Raw genomic sequence first — 15,154 nt, 5'->3', positions numbered from 1 at the left:
CCACTGGCCGTTTCGATTAGAGGTCGCGCTTGAGCGGTGTCAGCGAGCCATGACGTCCACCCGGGATGTCGAGCGAGGTGCAGGTGCCGCCCTGAACGAACTTCCAGGAATTGCCCTGGAAATCGACGGTCGACGTACCTTGGCAGGTGGTTCCCGGACCAGCGGCGCAATCGTTCTGGCCCTTCAGCGCGACGCCGTAGCACTTCTCTTTGTGGGCAGCCATTGCCGCACTGACCTCAGCCTTCGTCAGCGGCGCTGCGGCGGCCATGGACGCAAGCGCTGTAGTCACCGCGCCGGCGAGCAGGACAGAACTCACAGTAGCTTTCAACATGAACTATCTCCATTGGGTTCGTTGACGCCCCGTCATTGGGGCACGTCAGGTACTCGTTTGCAGAGGGAGATTAGTTACAGTGGAGATTGTCACGAAGGCGTGATCGCCAGCACTTCCGCGCGATCGGTCTGACGATGAGGTAGACTGCAAACACCGATCTCTTTTGTCCGGTGAGTGCCTGCGTCCGACCAGGCAACCTGTAGCCTCAACGAACTACGCGGGCCAACCAGACCAATTGGCAACGCTATTCACACCATGATCGATCCAGTGCGACCGACACTGCTCACAACCGCCAAGGCTTGAGTCACCAATGGATGACAGTTTAATGGAACCTCAGGCCGAAATTGCAACACCCGATCTGATGGCTGGTTGTGTCAGAGGGTTGCCACGGCCAGTATGATGATCAGAGCAGCGACGGGCGCGATGGTTATCCTCGCCCGATTATCCCCCATTGTGGGTTCCCTCAATCGTTCCGTCCTTGAATTTCGTGAACGGCACGAAATTGACGATCGAGCCGTGGTAGATATCGGAACGCGCCACTGCAATGGATCCATCTGCGCCCCGGCTCTTGACGATCTTGAGGACGTGTTGGGCGCCTGGCGGCCCGATCGGGATCACCATCACGCCGTCAGGCTTAAGCTGCTGTAGGAGTGGCGGCGGAACGTGGTCGATGCCGCAGGTGACGATGATCTTGTCGAACGGCGCGAATTCCGGCCAACCGTAGTAGCCGTCGTCATTCTTACGATTGATCGCGGCATATTCACTGTAACCCTCGGCAATCAGCTCAGCGTAGCGCGCGCCGGTGCGCTCAAACAGCGGTTTGATGATTTCAACGGTCCATACCTTGTCGGTGAGGTTGGAAAGATAGGCGGACTGATAGCCTGAGCCGGTGCCAATCTCCAGAACCTTCTCGCCAAATTTTGGATCAATGGTATCGGTCATACGGGCGACGGTGTGCGGTCCAGTGATTGTCACGCCATAGCCGATATCGAGGTAATGCCATTCGTAGGCGCGAGACAAATTGGCGACGGTCACAAAATCCTCGCGCGGCGTCATCAGAAATGCACGCTTATTGCGATCGTCCCACACGTCCTTATGTGCAATCAACTGCAGAAAGCGGTCGTAGCGCTGGCCGAGGAAATTGGCATCTTCGCCACGATGCTGGACCATCCAATCGATGAAGGCCCTACGATCATCCATTGGCGGTGCAGCATTCCAGTCATATGGCATCGGCACACCGGCCATCGCAGGCCTTGGCAATGTCCCAAGCAGGAGCGCGCTCGTCGTGCCGGCCAGAAAGTCTCGCCTCTTCATCGCCACTGCCCCATCGCTTATCCAAAAAATCAGTGATACCACATTCTGAGCCGAGAGGGCCTACCCCGCAATGGGACACATCTATGGCTCTTCCAACCTTGCAGTCCAACCTCGAGGCCATCCAAGAATAGGTGTTCGCGAGTTCAGCTTTAAGGATACGCGATGCGGCAGAAAGTGTCTCCTGCCAATGTCCCCGATTTCGAAGTAGTGACCGCGAGCTACATTTCGATAGGCCTCGTCGCCGGATCAATCATCGCGCTGCAGATTGCAGTGATGCGTGTGTTCGCCGTTGGAAGTTGGGCGCATTTTGGCTCGCTGGTCATCGGCCTCGCCATGCTGGGCTTCAGCCTTTCGAGTGTCATCATCTTTCTTTTCAAAGACTGGGTCGAGCGGCACTGGCGCGGCGCGGCGGCTACTGCCCTATGTCTGATGGGACCCCTGACCGTCTGCGCCAACCTTCTCGCCCAGCAATTGCCATTCAATGCAATCTTCATCGTCTCCGACCCGGCACAGAAGTGGCGCCTGCTTGCCAATTTCATCCTCTATCTGCTGCCGTTCCTGTCGGGAGCGTTCTTTTTGGGCGTCGTCTTCTTGAAAAGCCGTACGGGATTCAACCGGGTGTATTTTGCCGATCTGACGGGCTCGGGTCTTGCCGGGCTCCTGATGCTCGGCGCGTTCTACGTCTTTGCACCGGAAGCCATCATCGTGGTGGCGCTGCTATTCTGGGCCGCCGGGACCATCGTATGGTTTGTTGGACAGAAGGCTTTCGCGATTAGCGCTGCCACGGCGGCGCTGGCTGGGTTGTCGATTGCGGCTTACCTGATGCTGCCGGAACTGATCGGCGTGCCGGCAATCGCCGTGACGCAGTACAAAGGCGTTTCCTATGCGCGCAATTTCCCCGACGCGACACGGATCTATCGCAGTATTTCTCCGTTCGGAGACCTGCAGATCTACAAGAGCTCCTATATGCACTTCGCGCCTGGGCTATCGGACAACGCGGCATTCAATGTCCCTGAGGTGCCACACGACACCTATGTCGGCCTATACATTGATGGGGAAGGGCCGGAAGGCATCATGCGCGAACTGCCACCCGAAGACGTGGCCTACTACCGATACCTGCCAGCGTACTACCCCTATGTCCTGAAGACTCACCCAAAGATCTTTGTGGTGCAGCTCGGCGGTGGCATTTCGGCCATGGTGGCGCTGCATGCCGATCCACAATCGGTCACCGCCGCTGAGAGCAATCCGGCGATCCTCACAGCGCTCCGCGATCCGCGTCTCAAGGACAGCACCGGCAATCTAATGGTAAATCCGGCCCTGCTGGTCGTCGACGGCGATGGTCGGCTCTATCTTGCCCATACCAACGAGCGCTACGATGTCATCGACCTTAGCCTTGCCGATTCCGTCGGCCTTTCCAATCCCGGCGGCTTCGCCATTGTTGAGAAATACGCCTACACCGAGGAAGCCATGCTCAAATACATAGGCGCCCTCGCCGATGGCGGCATCCTTTCGGTGACGTTGTGGAACAAGGAGGAACCGCCGAAGTCAATTCTCAAGTTCTACACGACCATCGCCGAAGCCGCCAAGGCGGCCGATCCCGAGCGCGCGGCGCAGTCCCTGTTCGTTGCGTCCAGTTATCTTTCGACCACAACGATTGTCTACAAGAAGGGCGGCTTTTCGCCGGAGGAGGTTTCCAAGCTTCGCGACTATACGCGGTCAATGTCCTTCGATGAAGTCTATTCGCCGGGCTTTGTGTTCGATGCATCAAAATCGGCAAAACTGCTGGCAGATTATCGCGGCTCGATCTTCGGCAATGGCGCGGCGACCGGCGATGCTGCCGCACCGGCAGATGGCGCTACAAGCGAGGCGCCGCCATCCGACGACAACAGCACGGATGATGCCCCTGCACCACTGCCTGCGACCGTCCTGGGTCAGATCGCCTGGCACGCCCTAATGATCGGTAGTTGGCCTGAATTCGCTAAAAGCTATGTTTTCGACACGAGCATGCTGACCAACGATCGGCCGTATTTCGCCGGCTATGAGAAATTCGGCGACCTGCCGAAAACGTTCGACCGGCTCGATCTCTTCCAGGACGACTGGGGCTATCTGGTGCTGTGGGCGACGCTTGGTGTCGCTACGCTCGCCGCCCTGGTACTCATCTGCCTGCCGCTGGCCTTTCGTTGGCAAACGGTGCTGGCTCCTACGCCCGGCAAGGCAGGAACCATCGTCTATTTCGCCTGTCTGGGCCTCGGCTACATCATGGTCGAGGTCGGCTTGATTAGCCGATTCACGCTGGCGCTCGCTAACCCCACGATCTCCGCCTCGGTGCTTATCTCGGGCCTATTGGTGTTTTCCGGACTCGGCAGCTTGGTCAGCGAACGCATTGCGAAGGAGGCACGGACCGTCCTGCCGCTTATCCTCGCTTGCATCGCCGCTCTACTCATTGTCTATGCTGTTGCTTTAGCGCCCGCCCTCGACTGGATCGGCGGCCTGCCCTACGGTCTGCGCCTCCTCGCTTGTTTTGTCTTGATCACTCCGCCAGCATTCCTGATGGGCTTTCCGATGGCTGCCGGTATGGGCTGGCTCACGCGCCTCAGCAAGGATCACATGTTCGTCTGGGCGTGGGGGGTCAATGGCTGTTTTTCCGTGGTCGGTGCCGCTCTTGTGCCGATCATCGCCACCACTTTCGGCCTGAGTTCGGTACTCGACGTCAGCGCGGCCGCCTATCTTCTTGCTGCCCCAGCGTTCCTTTCGGTTTTACAACCCATAAAGCAGCCAAGCGTCCCCCGTCTTTCGACAAATTAAAGTTGAATTTCAATACCTTACGACTTCCGCTTGCGGCATATTTCCAAGGGCAGCAGGTCACGGCCATTCCCGACCCATCAAGCTGCGCGCACGCACCCCAAATATCGGCCGTTCGGGAAGATTGCCGCGCGCGATATCGACCGAGGCCGATCGTCATGGACGAATAGAGATTTACCGCGGTCGCGGCTCCAAGAGTATTACTCTCACGTCATCTCAGATAAAGTCTACCAATTAAAGTTTTCTTAGAGAAATAAAGTCATTTTTAGCCATACCGGTAGCCGCATGTCATTTTCAGCAGCAGTAGATCCGTCGGGTTTCATCTGGCGATCGCACAGGCGGGATCAAACCGCACCGGGGGTTCATTGATCCATCCTGATGCGGGGCGCCATGAAAAACCTGAAGATTTCAAGCCAGCTTATATTGCTCGTTACCGGGCTTATGGTCGCCTTTGCGGCGGCGACCTACCTGCAAATCCGCTCGTCTACCGACTCCCTCTACAACGAACGCTACGAAATGCTTCGTACGCAGGTCGAGTCCGGCATTTCCGTGCTCAAATTCTATTATGACCAGGAACAGGCCGGCAAGCTGACGGAAGAGCAAGCGAGAGCCCAGGCCTATGCCGCTGTCACCAACATCAAATATACGCCGGACGGCTACCTTTTCGGTTACGACTACGACATCAACCTTGTCTTCCACTATGACGCTTCGAAGGTCGGCAAGAATCAGAAGGGGCAGCCCGACCAGACGGGCCACTACTATCGCGAGGACCTGGTCAAGCTCGGCCAACAGGGCGGCGGCCTCACCGACTACTACGCCAGCAAACCCGGCCAGCCGGCGGACGCCACTTTCCGCAAGACCGCCTATGCCCGCGCCTTCGACCCTTGGAAAGTCGTCGTCATCACCGGCGTCTATATGGACGATCTCGATGCGCAGGTCGATGCGAAGATCTGGACGACCTTGTGGTCGAGCCTCGTACTCTTCGTCGTCGCACTCGCCGGCGCCTTCGTCGTCATTCGCGGCATCTCGAAGCCCCTGACGGAGGTTCACGCCGCGCTGAAGGCTGTTGCCGACGAGGACGTGAAGACGGCGATCCCGCATGTCGGCATGCGCAATGAAATCGGCCTGATGGCCAAGGCCACTTTGGCGCTGCAGGAAAAGATCCGCGAACGTCATGCGCTGACCGCGCGCCAGGCGGCACAGGAGCAGGAAATCAACACCGAACGCCAGCAGAACCTGCGCCAGCAGCAGGACGAGGCCCAGGAACAGGCCCGCGTCGTCGCCACCATCGGCCGGGCACTCGAAGAGCTTGCCCAGGGCGATCTGACCGTGCGCTGCGGCGATATCGGTGCCGGCTATGCCGGCCTGCGCAACAACTTCAACGAGGCGCTGTCGCATCTGGAAGCCGCCATGGGCCGGGTCAATGCCAAGGGCAACGATATCGGCGTCTCCAAGGAAGAGATCCGCCGCGCCTCCAACGAACTGTCGCAGCGCACCGAGCGCCAGGCCGCAAGCCTGGAGGAAACCTCGGCCGCCCTCGACGAGCTTACCGTCGCCGTGCGCCAGACCGCCGAAGGCGCACATGAGGCCAGCAAGCGCGTGCACGCCGTCTCGACCGAGGCCTCGCGCAGCGATGCCGTCGTCGCCCAGGCGATCGAAGCAATGAGCGGCATCGAGAAGTCGTCGGAAGAGATCGGCAAGATCATCGGTGTCATCGACGAGATCGCCTTTCAGACCAACCTCCTGGCGCTCAATGCCGGCGTCGAGGCGGCCCGGGCCGGCGAATCCGGCAAGGGCTTTGCCGTCGTCGCCCAGGAGGTGCGTGAACTGGCGCAGCGCTCGGCCGCTGCCGCCAAGGAGATCAAGGACCAGATCGCCCGCTCCTCCGGCCAGGTCGACCAGGGTGTGCGGTTGGTCGGCGAGGCCGGCGAAGCCTTGAAGCGCATCTCCGACCAGATCAAGGCGGCCAACGAGATCGTCTCGAAGATCGCCCACAGCGCCTCCGAACAGGACACGACGCTGCGCTCGATCTCGTCCTCGATGAACCAGCTCGATGCCGCCACGCAGCAGAACGCTGCCATGGCCGAAGAAACCACCGCTTCGGCCGAAACGCTGGCCGCCGACACCGAGGACCTGCTCGGGCTCATCCGCGGCTTCCGCGTCAACGACGGCCGTCCGCTCGCACAAAACCGCCGCGCCGCCTGATCCCAGAGCCCGCATCGACGCAAATCATCAGACCGCCGGAGAAATCCGGCGGTTTTCTTTGTCGGGACGGCGAGCGTGCCCATGTCGCCGCCAGCACCTCTCATGACAGGCGGCGAGTAGGGCAACTACTTAGCGTGACGCAATTGCAGCCTCGACACGCCGGCAGCAACGTTAAGTCCTGTGCCCGCTTCACCACTCAACGGCTGCAGACCGAAATTTTTCGAACTGCCACCGATGAGCGCGTTTGCCCCCAGACCGACACCCACCGCAGCGCCGGCGGATGCGCCGACATAGTCGCCGGCCAAAGCGCCCTCTCCCGCACGGGTCGCATTGATACTGTAGACCACCCAGCTCAGATAGGATTTACCCGTCACGCCGATGTCGATACCGAGCTTGCCGATGGAGCCAACATAGTGCTCGTTCGGACCTGAGCTCCGCTTGAAAACACAATCGACGGACTTATTGGAGCCGATCACCATTCCGACACCTCCCGCAACCTGGCAGGACAAGGTGCCAAGGCGTTCTTTGGGCCCCGTCGTTGTCTGCTGCTTCTGGGGATGTTTCTGCGAGTGATGCGTCGTCGCAGCATCGGCGGCTGGAATGCCGAGCGCAAGCGAGGCCGCAGCGACGATAAGAGCAAGCTTTTTCATAAGGTTTCCTCCTGAACAATTCGCACACCAAACATTCGCACACCATTCAACGCGCCGTGCAGGAGTTCGTTGCAACCCAGGGAGAATTCCTTGCAAATTGGAGGCGAGCGTGGGTGATGCCATGCTCCTTCGCCAAGCCCCTCTCGTGAATGCAGACGGGCCTGTCTTTCGGTGAAGTGAGCGGTTATCCCACGAAGCCTGCGTGCGATCAGCGTCAGATCAAGCCATACTGCTTCGCCTTATTGCGCAGGAACGGCAGGCCGTTGCCCATGACTTCCTCCTCGTCCCTGGCAACGGGGCGCCAGACCGACAGTCCGTAGGCCAGTTCCGGCGGCATATTGATGAAGCTTTCCATTGCAAGTCCGCCCTTGAAGCCGATGGCCGCCAATGTCGCGTAAATCTCGTCCCAGTCGCAGGTGCCATAACCCGGCGTACCCCGGTCGCTTTCCGACAGGTGGATGTATTTCAGGTGGTCGCGCGCCGCCAGGATGCCGTTGCCGACACCCTTCTCCTCGATGTTCATATGGTAAGTATCGAGGTGAACGAAGATGTTGTCGGCGCCGACGCGCTCGATCATCTCCACCGCCTGTCGGCCGGTATTGATCAAATGGTTTTCGTAGCGGTTGACGGCCTCGACGCCAAGTTCGAGACCGCGGCCCTTGGCATGCTTGGCTGCTGCCGTCAGAGCCCGGGCAATGTTGTCATATTCCTGCTGCGTCGGGGGAACGCCGGTACGTTCGCCGATCCCGCCGTAGATGACGCCCGATAGAGCCTCGGCGCCAAGGTCGGCGGTCTTGTCGATCGCAAGAGCCAGATGATCGATCGCCGCCTCTGGGCGGACGGATGCCCAGGCGCGTTCCGGAAGGCCGAGCGAACACACGGCCCGAAGTCGATGCTTTTCCAGCAAAGCTTTGGTATGGGCCGTATCGATGGTGGATGGATTGAGCATCGGGATTTCGATGAAATCCACTTTGTATTTGACGGCAGCTGCGACCGCCCGCTCGGCCCCTGCGCGGTCCCAGTTCATCGTCCACATGCTGGTGTGAACACCAAAGCCTTCCATAGCTTTCATCCTTTTCGGTTGTTGAGGAATTTGTAGTGGGAGGCGACCCAGCGCAGGAACATCACGCCGACGAGGAGCAGGCCCCAGACCGCAGTTGCCAGATGCTGATTGGCTCCCATCAAATTCAGCCCTGAGGACAGGAGCTGCAAAACAACGAGCGCCACAAAGACGGGGATCACGCGGCCGAAGCCGCCGAACGGATTGACGCCGCCCAGGAAGCAGGCAAGCACTGTGATCAACAGATAGGATTCGCCGTGGCCGACGCGGACGGAGTTGAAGCGCGCCAGCATGATGATGCCCGCGACCGCGCACATGGCGCCGGAAAGCGTATAGACGAGAACGACGACCTTGCGCGTGTTGACGCCGGAGTAGCGGGCAGCCTCGATATTGGAGCCGATCATATAGGTATTGAAGCCGAGCTTCATGCGCGTCAGCAGCAGATGCCAGACGAGAACGCACACAATGAAGATGATCAGAGGGACGGGTATGCCCAGCAGCGATCCGTGCCCCAGGGGCCGAAGGAAGTCCGGAAAGCCCGATACGTCACCGCCTCGGGTGAGAAACTCGCCAAGGCCGCGCAGGAAGATCATCATCGACAACGATACGAGGATCGGATGGGCGCGCGTATAGGCGATGACGAAGCCCATCACCACGCCGCTCGCCGCACCTGCAGCGAGCGCGAGCACACATCCGAGAGCGAACGCCAAAGGTCCGGCATCCACCCCGCCGTTTGCCTGCAGCACCCAAGCGACCGTCAACCCAGCGATATTCGCTGTGAACGTTATGGCCAGGTTGAGCCCACCCGTCAGAATAGGCAGCAGCATCGCCAGTGTCAGAAGGCCAAGCTCGGGCAGTTGAAATGCCACCGAACCGAAGGTCGCCTGGCTCAGAAATTGCGGCGATGCGACTCCGAAGAAGATCATCACGGCAATGAAGGCGAAGAAGGGGCCGGCCATTTCCGGGCCGAAGCGTTTCTGGAAACTTTCGACAAGAACGGTCATCGTGTCTGCCCCTCTCCGCGCAGAACCGGCACAAGCTTGTCGATCCGCGTATTCGATAGCGTGATGGCGACCAGGATGATGGCGCCGATGATCATCTTGAACGCGAAGGGCGAGACGCCCATCAGATTGAGTCCGTTCTGCGTGATGGAGATCAGCAGCACGCCGAGGACGCAACCGAGCACCGATCCCTTGCCGCCGCCAAGACGCGCCCCGCCGAGAACCACCGCGGCAAGCACGTCGAGTTCACGACCGTAGAACGCATTCGGGACGACCTCCTGCGCATAATGCGCCTGCACCAGACCGCCGATACCGGCCATCAACCCCAACCAGCCGAATGCAATGAATTGCATGGCGCCGATGTTGATGCCAAAACGACGCGCGCCTTCTGGATTGTCGCCGAAGGCGTAGAGCTGCCGGCCGATGGTGGTGCGGGTTATGAGTATCCAGGTGGCGACGACACAGATCACCATAACCAGGACCGGAAGTGTGATCTCGATCCAAGTGCCATCGGGCATTTCATGCTCGAACAAGACGACCTTGTCCGTCAGCCAGTCGGGCAGGTCGTAGATCGACACGCCCTTGGTGAAGAACATGAGAAGCCCGAAATAGATATTGAAGGTGGAGATGGTCGCGACGATCGAGATGATCCGGAAACGATGGATCAGGAAGGCATTGATCGCTCCGAGCAGGATGCCGATCGATCCCGCGATGAGAATGCCCGAGAGCCAGCTTCCTCCACCGATCCAGCCGAGCGCGATGGCTGTTACGTATTGCACAACGGACGCACCGACCGCGAAGGAGATATCAATCCCGCCGGCGATCAGAACGACCAGCAGACCGACCGCAAAGATGATGTTGACGGCGCTGGTGTTCAGGAGATCGAAGGTATTGCCGAGGGAGAAGAAATTGTCCGTGGCGAAAGACAGGAAGGCGCAGATGACGATCATCACCGCCAGCAGGGAACTTTCCGTCGCATGGGTGCTGATGAAATTACGCATAGACGGCAGCCTCGATATCGTGAAGGGAACATTGCCGTGGATCGAACGAGCCGACGATCCTGCCCTGCGCCATGTGCAGCACGCGATCCGCATTGAAATAGACCTCGGGCACTTCGTCGGAAATCAGGATGATCGCCAGGCCGCTTTCAGCGAGCTTGGCCACGATGTCGAAGATGCCTGCCCTCGCGCCGACGTCGACGCCGACGGTCGGCGCATCGAGGATCAAGAGCTTCGGATCGGTCGCCAGCCATTTGGCGATGGCGACGCGCTGCTGATTGCCGCCCGACAATGTCGAAATCGCATCCTCCTGCCGCCCGATTCTGATACCGAGCTCGCGGATCCAGTGCGAAACGAGGCTTTCCTTCCTTTCGTCGGAAAGGAAGCCGCCGGACAGGATCTTGCGCAAAGACGAAATCACGAGATTGTCGGCGATCGATTGCGGCTGGATAAGCCCGAGCGACAGGCGGTCCTCGGAAAGATAGGCGATGCCGGCCTGAACCGCGTCGCGATTGGACGAGAAGCGCACCGGCCTGCCATCGAGCATGATCGTTCCGGAATTCGGTTTCGTCATACCGAAGAGAGCAAGGGCAAGCTCCGTCCGGCCAGCGCCGAGCAACCCGGTGATGCCGAGGGTTTCACCGCGCCGCACTGTCAGCGAAATATCCTCGAACTGACCGCGCCGGCTGAGCGACCTGACATCGAGGACAACGGGCTGATGATCCTTGGGCGTTGCCCGAACCTGATTGTCGAACGTCTTTCCAGTCATCAGTTCGGTAATGCGGGACTGGGTCATGCCTTCAGTCGGATAAACGCCGACAAGCGCACCATCACGAAGCACCGTCAGCCTGCTCGATATCTCGAGTACTTCCGCAAGCCGATGGCTGACGAAGACGACGGCGACGCCGGAGGCTGACAGATTGCGGACAATCTCGAGAAGATGGTTGGTTTCGGACTGTGTGAGCGACGCCGTCGGCTCGTCCATGAAGACGATCTTCGCTTCGCCGACTAGCGCGCGGGCAATGGCCACGATCTGCCGTTGGGCGATTGCGTATTCTTTGAGCGGCAGATCGACATCGAGCGTAACGCCCAGCCGTTTCAGCGCGTTCATCGCAAGCTGTCGCATCTGCTTGTAATCGACGAGGCGGGGCCAGCGGCCGAGCACGGTCTGGAAGGCGATATTCTCCGCCACGCTCATCTCTGGAAACAGCGCGAGATCCTGCCAGATGACCTGAATTCCCTTCGCCTGGGCAGTCACAGGCGACATGTGGGAATAGGTCTGGCCGTCATATTCGATGATGGCTCCGGGTGCAGGACGATAGACGCCGGTGATGATCTTGATCAGCGTGCTTTTGCCCGAGCCGTTTTCGCCGGCAAGGCAATGAATCTCGCCCGGATGGACTTCGAAAGCCACGTTCTTCAGGGCCTTGACGCCGCCGAACGTTATGTTGATGTCGCGAAGCGATAGCAGCGCTCCGCCGCTCGCATTCGCGCTTTCGATCTCAGACATGCGGATCCGCCCGTCATACCTTGAATGGGTGAGGACATGCCGGGCCAGCCGAAGCCGGCCCAGCCTGCCGGGAGAACCGGTCTTGTTTCAGAGGCCCATTGCCGCGAGATCGGCAACCGTATTTTTGTTGATCGGAACGAGCTGGTCCACGATGATGTTATGCTTCTCGAAATCCGGATGGATCGTACCCAGGCCCTCGATCTGCTCGCCGTCCTTGATTTGCTCGCCCTTCATCAGCTTCTGCGAAAGCGTCACGAAGACCTCGCCAGCCTGTTTCGGGTTCCACATGAAGCCGCCGGAAATAGCGTCCGCGTTCAGGAGCTTCTGCCCTTGCCCGGGGGAGAAGGGGCCAAGCACGAAGATCTTGCCGACCTTGCGACGCTCTTCGATCGCGCGACCCGCTCCGATCGGACCCTGGCTGCCGAAGGCGAGGAAGCCCTTGAGATCCGGATGGGCGGAGATGAGATCGAGCGCCGTGCTGCGGCTCTTGTCGACGTCTTCTGCCACGCCGTAACGATCACCGACGAGCTTCATATCCGGATAGTTCTTCTTGAGATAGGCGATGGCCGCATCGGCCCAGGCATTGTGCAGCGGTACCGTCAACGAACCGACGAAGACTGCATATTCGCCCTTGCCGCCCATTTTCTCGGCAAGAAGCTTGGCATGCGCCTCACCAAAACCGGTCGAGGAGGCGAGCTCGAAGTCCCAATCCGCCCCCTTCTGGCCCGGCGATTCATGCGTGATAACGATGATGCCCTTTTCCTTCGCCTTGCTGAGAACCGGCTCGAGCACTTTGGCATCATTCGGAACGACGCCGATGACCTTGACGCCTTGAGCGATCAGATCCTCGATGGCGCGCACCTGAAGGGCCGGATCGGCGCTTGTCGGACCGATCATCGAGGCGTCTACGCCGAGTTTCTGTCCCTGCTCCTTGATGCCGGCTTCCATGGCATTGAACCACGGGATGCCGCCGATCTTCACGACGATGCCGACCTTGCCGGTGTCCTGCGCAAAGGCCATTGTGGCGGTAGCAAGCGACAGTGACGCTGCTAGCGCAGCCACGATAAATCTCTTCATGATCTTCTCCTCCACAGTTCCCCTCGGGGAACAAACAGGCACGCCTAGACCGGCGGCCCTCCTCCCGGCGTGGGTGGCGAATGAATGCCCCGCCTCCCTTTGGCAGCCGCTTCCTCAAACGGCACCATTATTGTGCACAATCGATCTTTCTTTTTTGCACAATCGATGGTGCAATCAATATCGATGAGATCTATCCTTTCGTCAAGAGGACTCGGACGCTAAGAAAAGCTGAGGAGACGTTCATGAAAAAAGACAGTCGGAAGAAGGCCACGATCTATGACCTATCCATGCTCTCCGGAATTTCTCCCTCGACCGTCAGCGCGGTTCTGAACGGCACTTGGCGCAAGCGCCGCATCAAGGAAAGTACGGCCGAGCTCATTCGCGATCTCGCGGAGAAACATCAGTATACCACGAACCGGCAGGCACAGGGGCTGCGCAGATCTCGCTCGGGATTGGTGGGGCTGATGCTGCCCGTTTATGACAATCGATATTTCTCCTCGATGGCCCAGACCTTCGAAGCCCATGTGCGGCAACGTGGACAATGCCCGATCGTCGTCAGCTCCAGCCGCGACCCGCAGGAGGAGCGTGAGACCGCCGAGAACCTGATCTCCTACTCCATCGACGAATTATTCATATGCGGCGCGACGGACCCCGACGGCGTGCACGAAGTCTGCGAAGCGGCCGGGCTAAAACACATCAATATCGACCTTCCGGGCACGAAGACCCATTCGGTCATCAGCGACAATTACGAAGGCGGTCGCATCCTGACCGAAGCGATCATCAATCATTTTTCGACTGACGATCCCCTGAGCCCCGATGAACTCTTCCTGTTCGGCGGGCGAAACGACCATGCCAGCCGCGAGCGTATTCGCGGTTTTCGGGACGTCAAACGCGCGCTACTCGGCGCGGATCCCGAGGCGTCGATTCAGCCGACCGGCTATTCGCCCAACACCGCCCGAATTGCTTTCGAGACATTTTTCGAGAAGGCGGGTCGCCTGCCGCGCGCACTCTTCATCAACTCGTCAATCAACTTCGAAGGGCTGCTGCGCTTCATGTCGGCCCATCCGCACGAAACCTTCGCGGATCTCGTCGTCGGCTGCTACGACTATGATCCGTTCGGCTCCTTCCTTCCCTTCCCCGTCATCATGATGCGCCAGGACGTGGAAGGCATGATCACTAAGGCATTCGAACTGATCGAGGAGACGCAGACACCACCGAGAATTCATCTTATCCAACCGGACCTTGTGCCGCCGCGAACAGCGCTGACCGGGCCATTGGATGGTCTCAAGGACATTGTGTAGACGGCCGGCCCTCAGCAAAAGCGGTCTCGCCCGTCCGGCCGATGTCTGCGGACACCAGCCGAAGACATTCGCCCTGTCCTCGAAGAAGCTCTTACGCTTCCCGATTTATCGAAAATACAACTTGGCGTTCCTGGCAGTCAGCCGATCAAAATCCGAGTTACAGCAAGACCGAAGAACCTGACGAATTTACCAGAACTTGACGCCAACACCGACCATGACGGCGTTTTGTTTCAGGCTAACGTCGACGCCGTTAAGATGCTTGTCGCCGAAGTCCGTGAAGCGATACTCAAGCCTGCCGAAAATCTTGTCGGTGAAGGCGTAGTCAACGCCAGCGCCAATCGTCCAGCCGTTGAATGTGCTTGTGTCTTTGCTGCCGGTATCAACGAAGCCGCGCGTCGCCTCCCAACCGCCGGCCGCATAAAGAAGAGCGCGATCGAAAGCATAACCGATACGGGCGCGCACCGAACCGTCGATATCTGTGCCTACGTCAATGCCGGGCGCTATCGTCTTCTTGTTCCAGTTGTAGTTCAAATCGCCTTCAAGTCCGAGGACGATATTGTTCTGGAGCTGCCAATTGTAGCCTATGAAACCGCCAATCCCCCCGCCATTGACGTCGTCGGATCTGCTGCCAACGCCGGAAATATCAAAGTCACCGTTAACCCAGGTTGCGCCGCCGCGAATACCGGCATATGCGCCGGCCCAGGTAAAGCCGGGAGGCGTTTCTACGGCAGGGGCTTCAGGGGGAGCCTGCGTTAAATCGGCTGCATATGCAGCGCTGCAGGCAATGACGCTGGCGAATGCCGTGGAAATGAGCAACTTGTACATCGGACCTGTCCTCCATTTGCTCAAGAATGGAAAAATAGGCCAATCCGGACCTCAAGGCTGTAGCAAAAATGACACGGCCT

At 59.1% G+C, this 15,154-nt stretch carries 12 protein-coding genes; 3 read left to right on the top strand and 9 right to left on the bottom strand.

Annotated features, from left to right (window positions below):
• Positions 1-16 precede the first annotated feature (16 nt).
• Together CCGE525_RS28695 and CCGE525_RS28690 are read right to left on the bottom strand one after the other, a co-directional pair.
• Positions 17-331, bottom strand: a complete 315-nt coding sequence (locus CCGE525_RS28695) for a BufA1 family periplasmic bufferin-type metallophore (RefSeq protein ID WP_120707632.1) — start codon at positions 329-331, stop codon at positions 17-19.
• A 441-nt stretch (positions 332-772) separates the two neighbouring features.
• Positions 773-1,645: a protein-L-isoaspartate O-methyltransferase family protein gene (locus CCGE525_RS28690; protein WP_120707631.1), complete on the bottom strand. Its 873-nt coding sequence runs from the start codon at positions 1,643-1,645 to the stop codon at positions 773-775.
• Between the two features lie 162 nt (positions 1,646-1,807).
• On the opposite strand from CCGE525_RS28690, the gene CCGE525_RS28685 reads away from it, so the two are divergent.
• Entirely contained in the window at positions 1,808-4,450 is a 2,643-nt protein-coding gene (locus tag CCGE525_RS28685; protein WP_245472199.1) for a spermidine synthase family protein, read from the top strand.
• A 387-nt stretch (positions 4,451-4,837) separates the two neighbouring features.
• Positions 4,838-6,652, top strand: coding sequence for a methyl-accepting chemotaxis protein (locus tag CCGE525_RS28680; protein ID WP_120708676.1), 1,815 nt, complete (start codon positions 4,838-4,840; stop codon positions 6,650-6,652).
• Positions 6,653-6,777: 125 nt separating this feature from the next.
• Here the strand turns inward: CCGE525_RS28680 and CCGE525_RS28675 are convergent, their stop codons facing one another.
• The 6 genes from CCGE525_RS28675 to CCGE525_RS28650 all read right to left on the bottom strand — a co-directional run bounded on the left by CCGE525_RS28675 (position 6,778) and on the right by CCGE525_RS28650 (position 12,948).
• The gene (locus tag CCGE525_RS28675) at positions 6,778-7,302 is read right to left on the bottom strand and encodes a DUF992 domain-containing protein (RefSeq protein ID WP_120707630.1); all 525 of its coding nucleotides are present in this window, start codon (positions 7,300-7,302) and stop codon (positions 6,778-6,780) included.
• 214 nt (positions 7,303-7,516) lie between these two features.
• Complete coding sequence (locus CCGE525_RS28670) at positions 7,517-8,365, bottom strand: sugar phosphate isomerase/epimerase family protein (protein WP_120707629.1); 849 nt, start codon at positions 8,363-8,365, stop codon at positions 7,517-7,519.
• A gap of 5 nt (positions 8,366-8,370) precedes the next feature.
• The gene (locus tag CCGE525_RS28665; RefSeq protein ID WP_120707628.1) at positions 8,371-9,366 is read right to left on the bottom strand and encodes an ABC transporter permease; all 996 of its coding nucleotides are present in this window, start codon (positions 9,364-9,366) and stop codon (positions 8,371-8,373) included.
• Positions 9,363-10,364 carry an ABC transporter permease gene (locus CCGE525_RS28660; RefSeq protein ID WP_120707627.1) on the bottom strand — a complete coding sequence of 334 codons (1,002 nt, stop codon included), beginning with the start codon at positions 10,362-10,364 and terminating at the stop codon, positions 9,363-9,365. Before CCGE525_RS28660 ends, CCGE525_RS28665 begins: the two co-directional genes overlap by 4 nt.
• On the bottom strand, positions 10,357-11,871 hold the full coding sequence (locus CCGE525_RS28655; RefSeq protein ID WP_120707626.1) for a sugar ABC transporter ATP-binding protein: 1,515 nt from the start codon (positions 11,869-11,871) through the stop codon (positions 10,357-10,359). The genes CCGE525_RS28660 and CCGE525_RS28655 overlap by 8 nt, the downstream gene beginning before the upstream one ends.
• A gap of 87 nt (positions 11,872-11,958) precedes the next feature.
• Positions 11,959-12,948 carry an autoinducer 2 ABC transporter substrate-binding protein gene (locus CCGE525_RS28650; RefSeq protein ID WP_162950337.1) on the bottom strand — a complete coding sequence of 330 codons (990 nt, stop codon included), beginning with the start codon at positions 12,946-12,948 and terminating at the stop codon, positions 11,959-11,961.
• 242 nt (positions 12,949-13,190) lie between these two features.
• On the opposite strand from CCGE525_RS28650, the gene CCGE525_RS28645 reads away from it, so the two are divergent.
• Positions 13,191-14,249 (top strand): LacI family DNA-binding transcriptional regulator, encoded by a 1,059-nt coding sequence (locus CCGE525_RS28645; RefSeq protein WP_120708674.1) that lies wholly within the window; start codon positions 13,191-13,193, stop codon positions 14,247-14,249.
• 186 nt (positions 14,250-14,435) lie between these two features.
• Here CCGE525_RS28645 and CCGE525_RS28640 read toward each other — a convergent pair whose 3' ends face one another.
• Positions 14,436-15,074 carry an outer membrane protein gene (locus CCGE525_RS28640; protein WP_120707625.1) on the bottom strand — a complete coding sequence of 213 codons (639 nt, stop codon included), beginning with the start codon at positions 15,072-15,074 and terminating at the stop codon, positions 14,436-14,438.
• Positions 15,075-15,154: the final 80 nt, after the last annotated feature.

It is taken from the genome of Rhizobium jaguaris (assembly GCF_003627755.1).
GTDB lineage: Bacteria > Pseudomonadota > Alphaproteobacteria > Rhizobiales > Rhizobiaceae > Rhizobium > Rhizobium jaguaris.
Note: the sequence above shows the minus strand (reverse complement) of the source record. Positions and strands in the feature narration are given on the sequence as shown.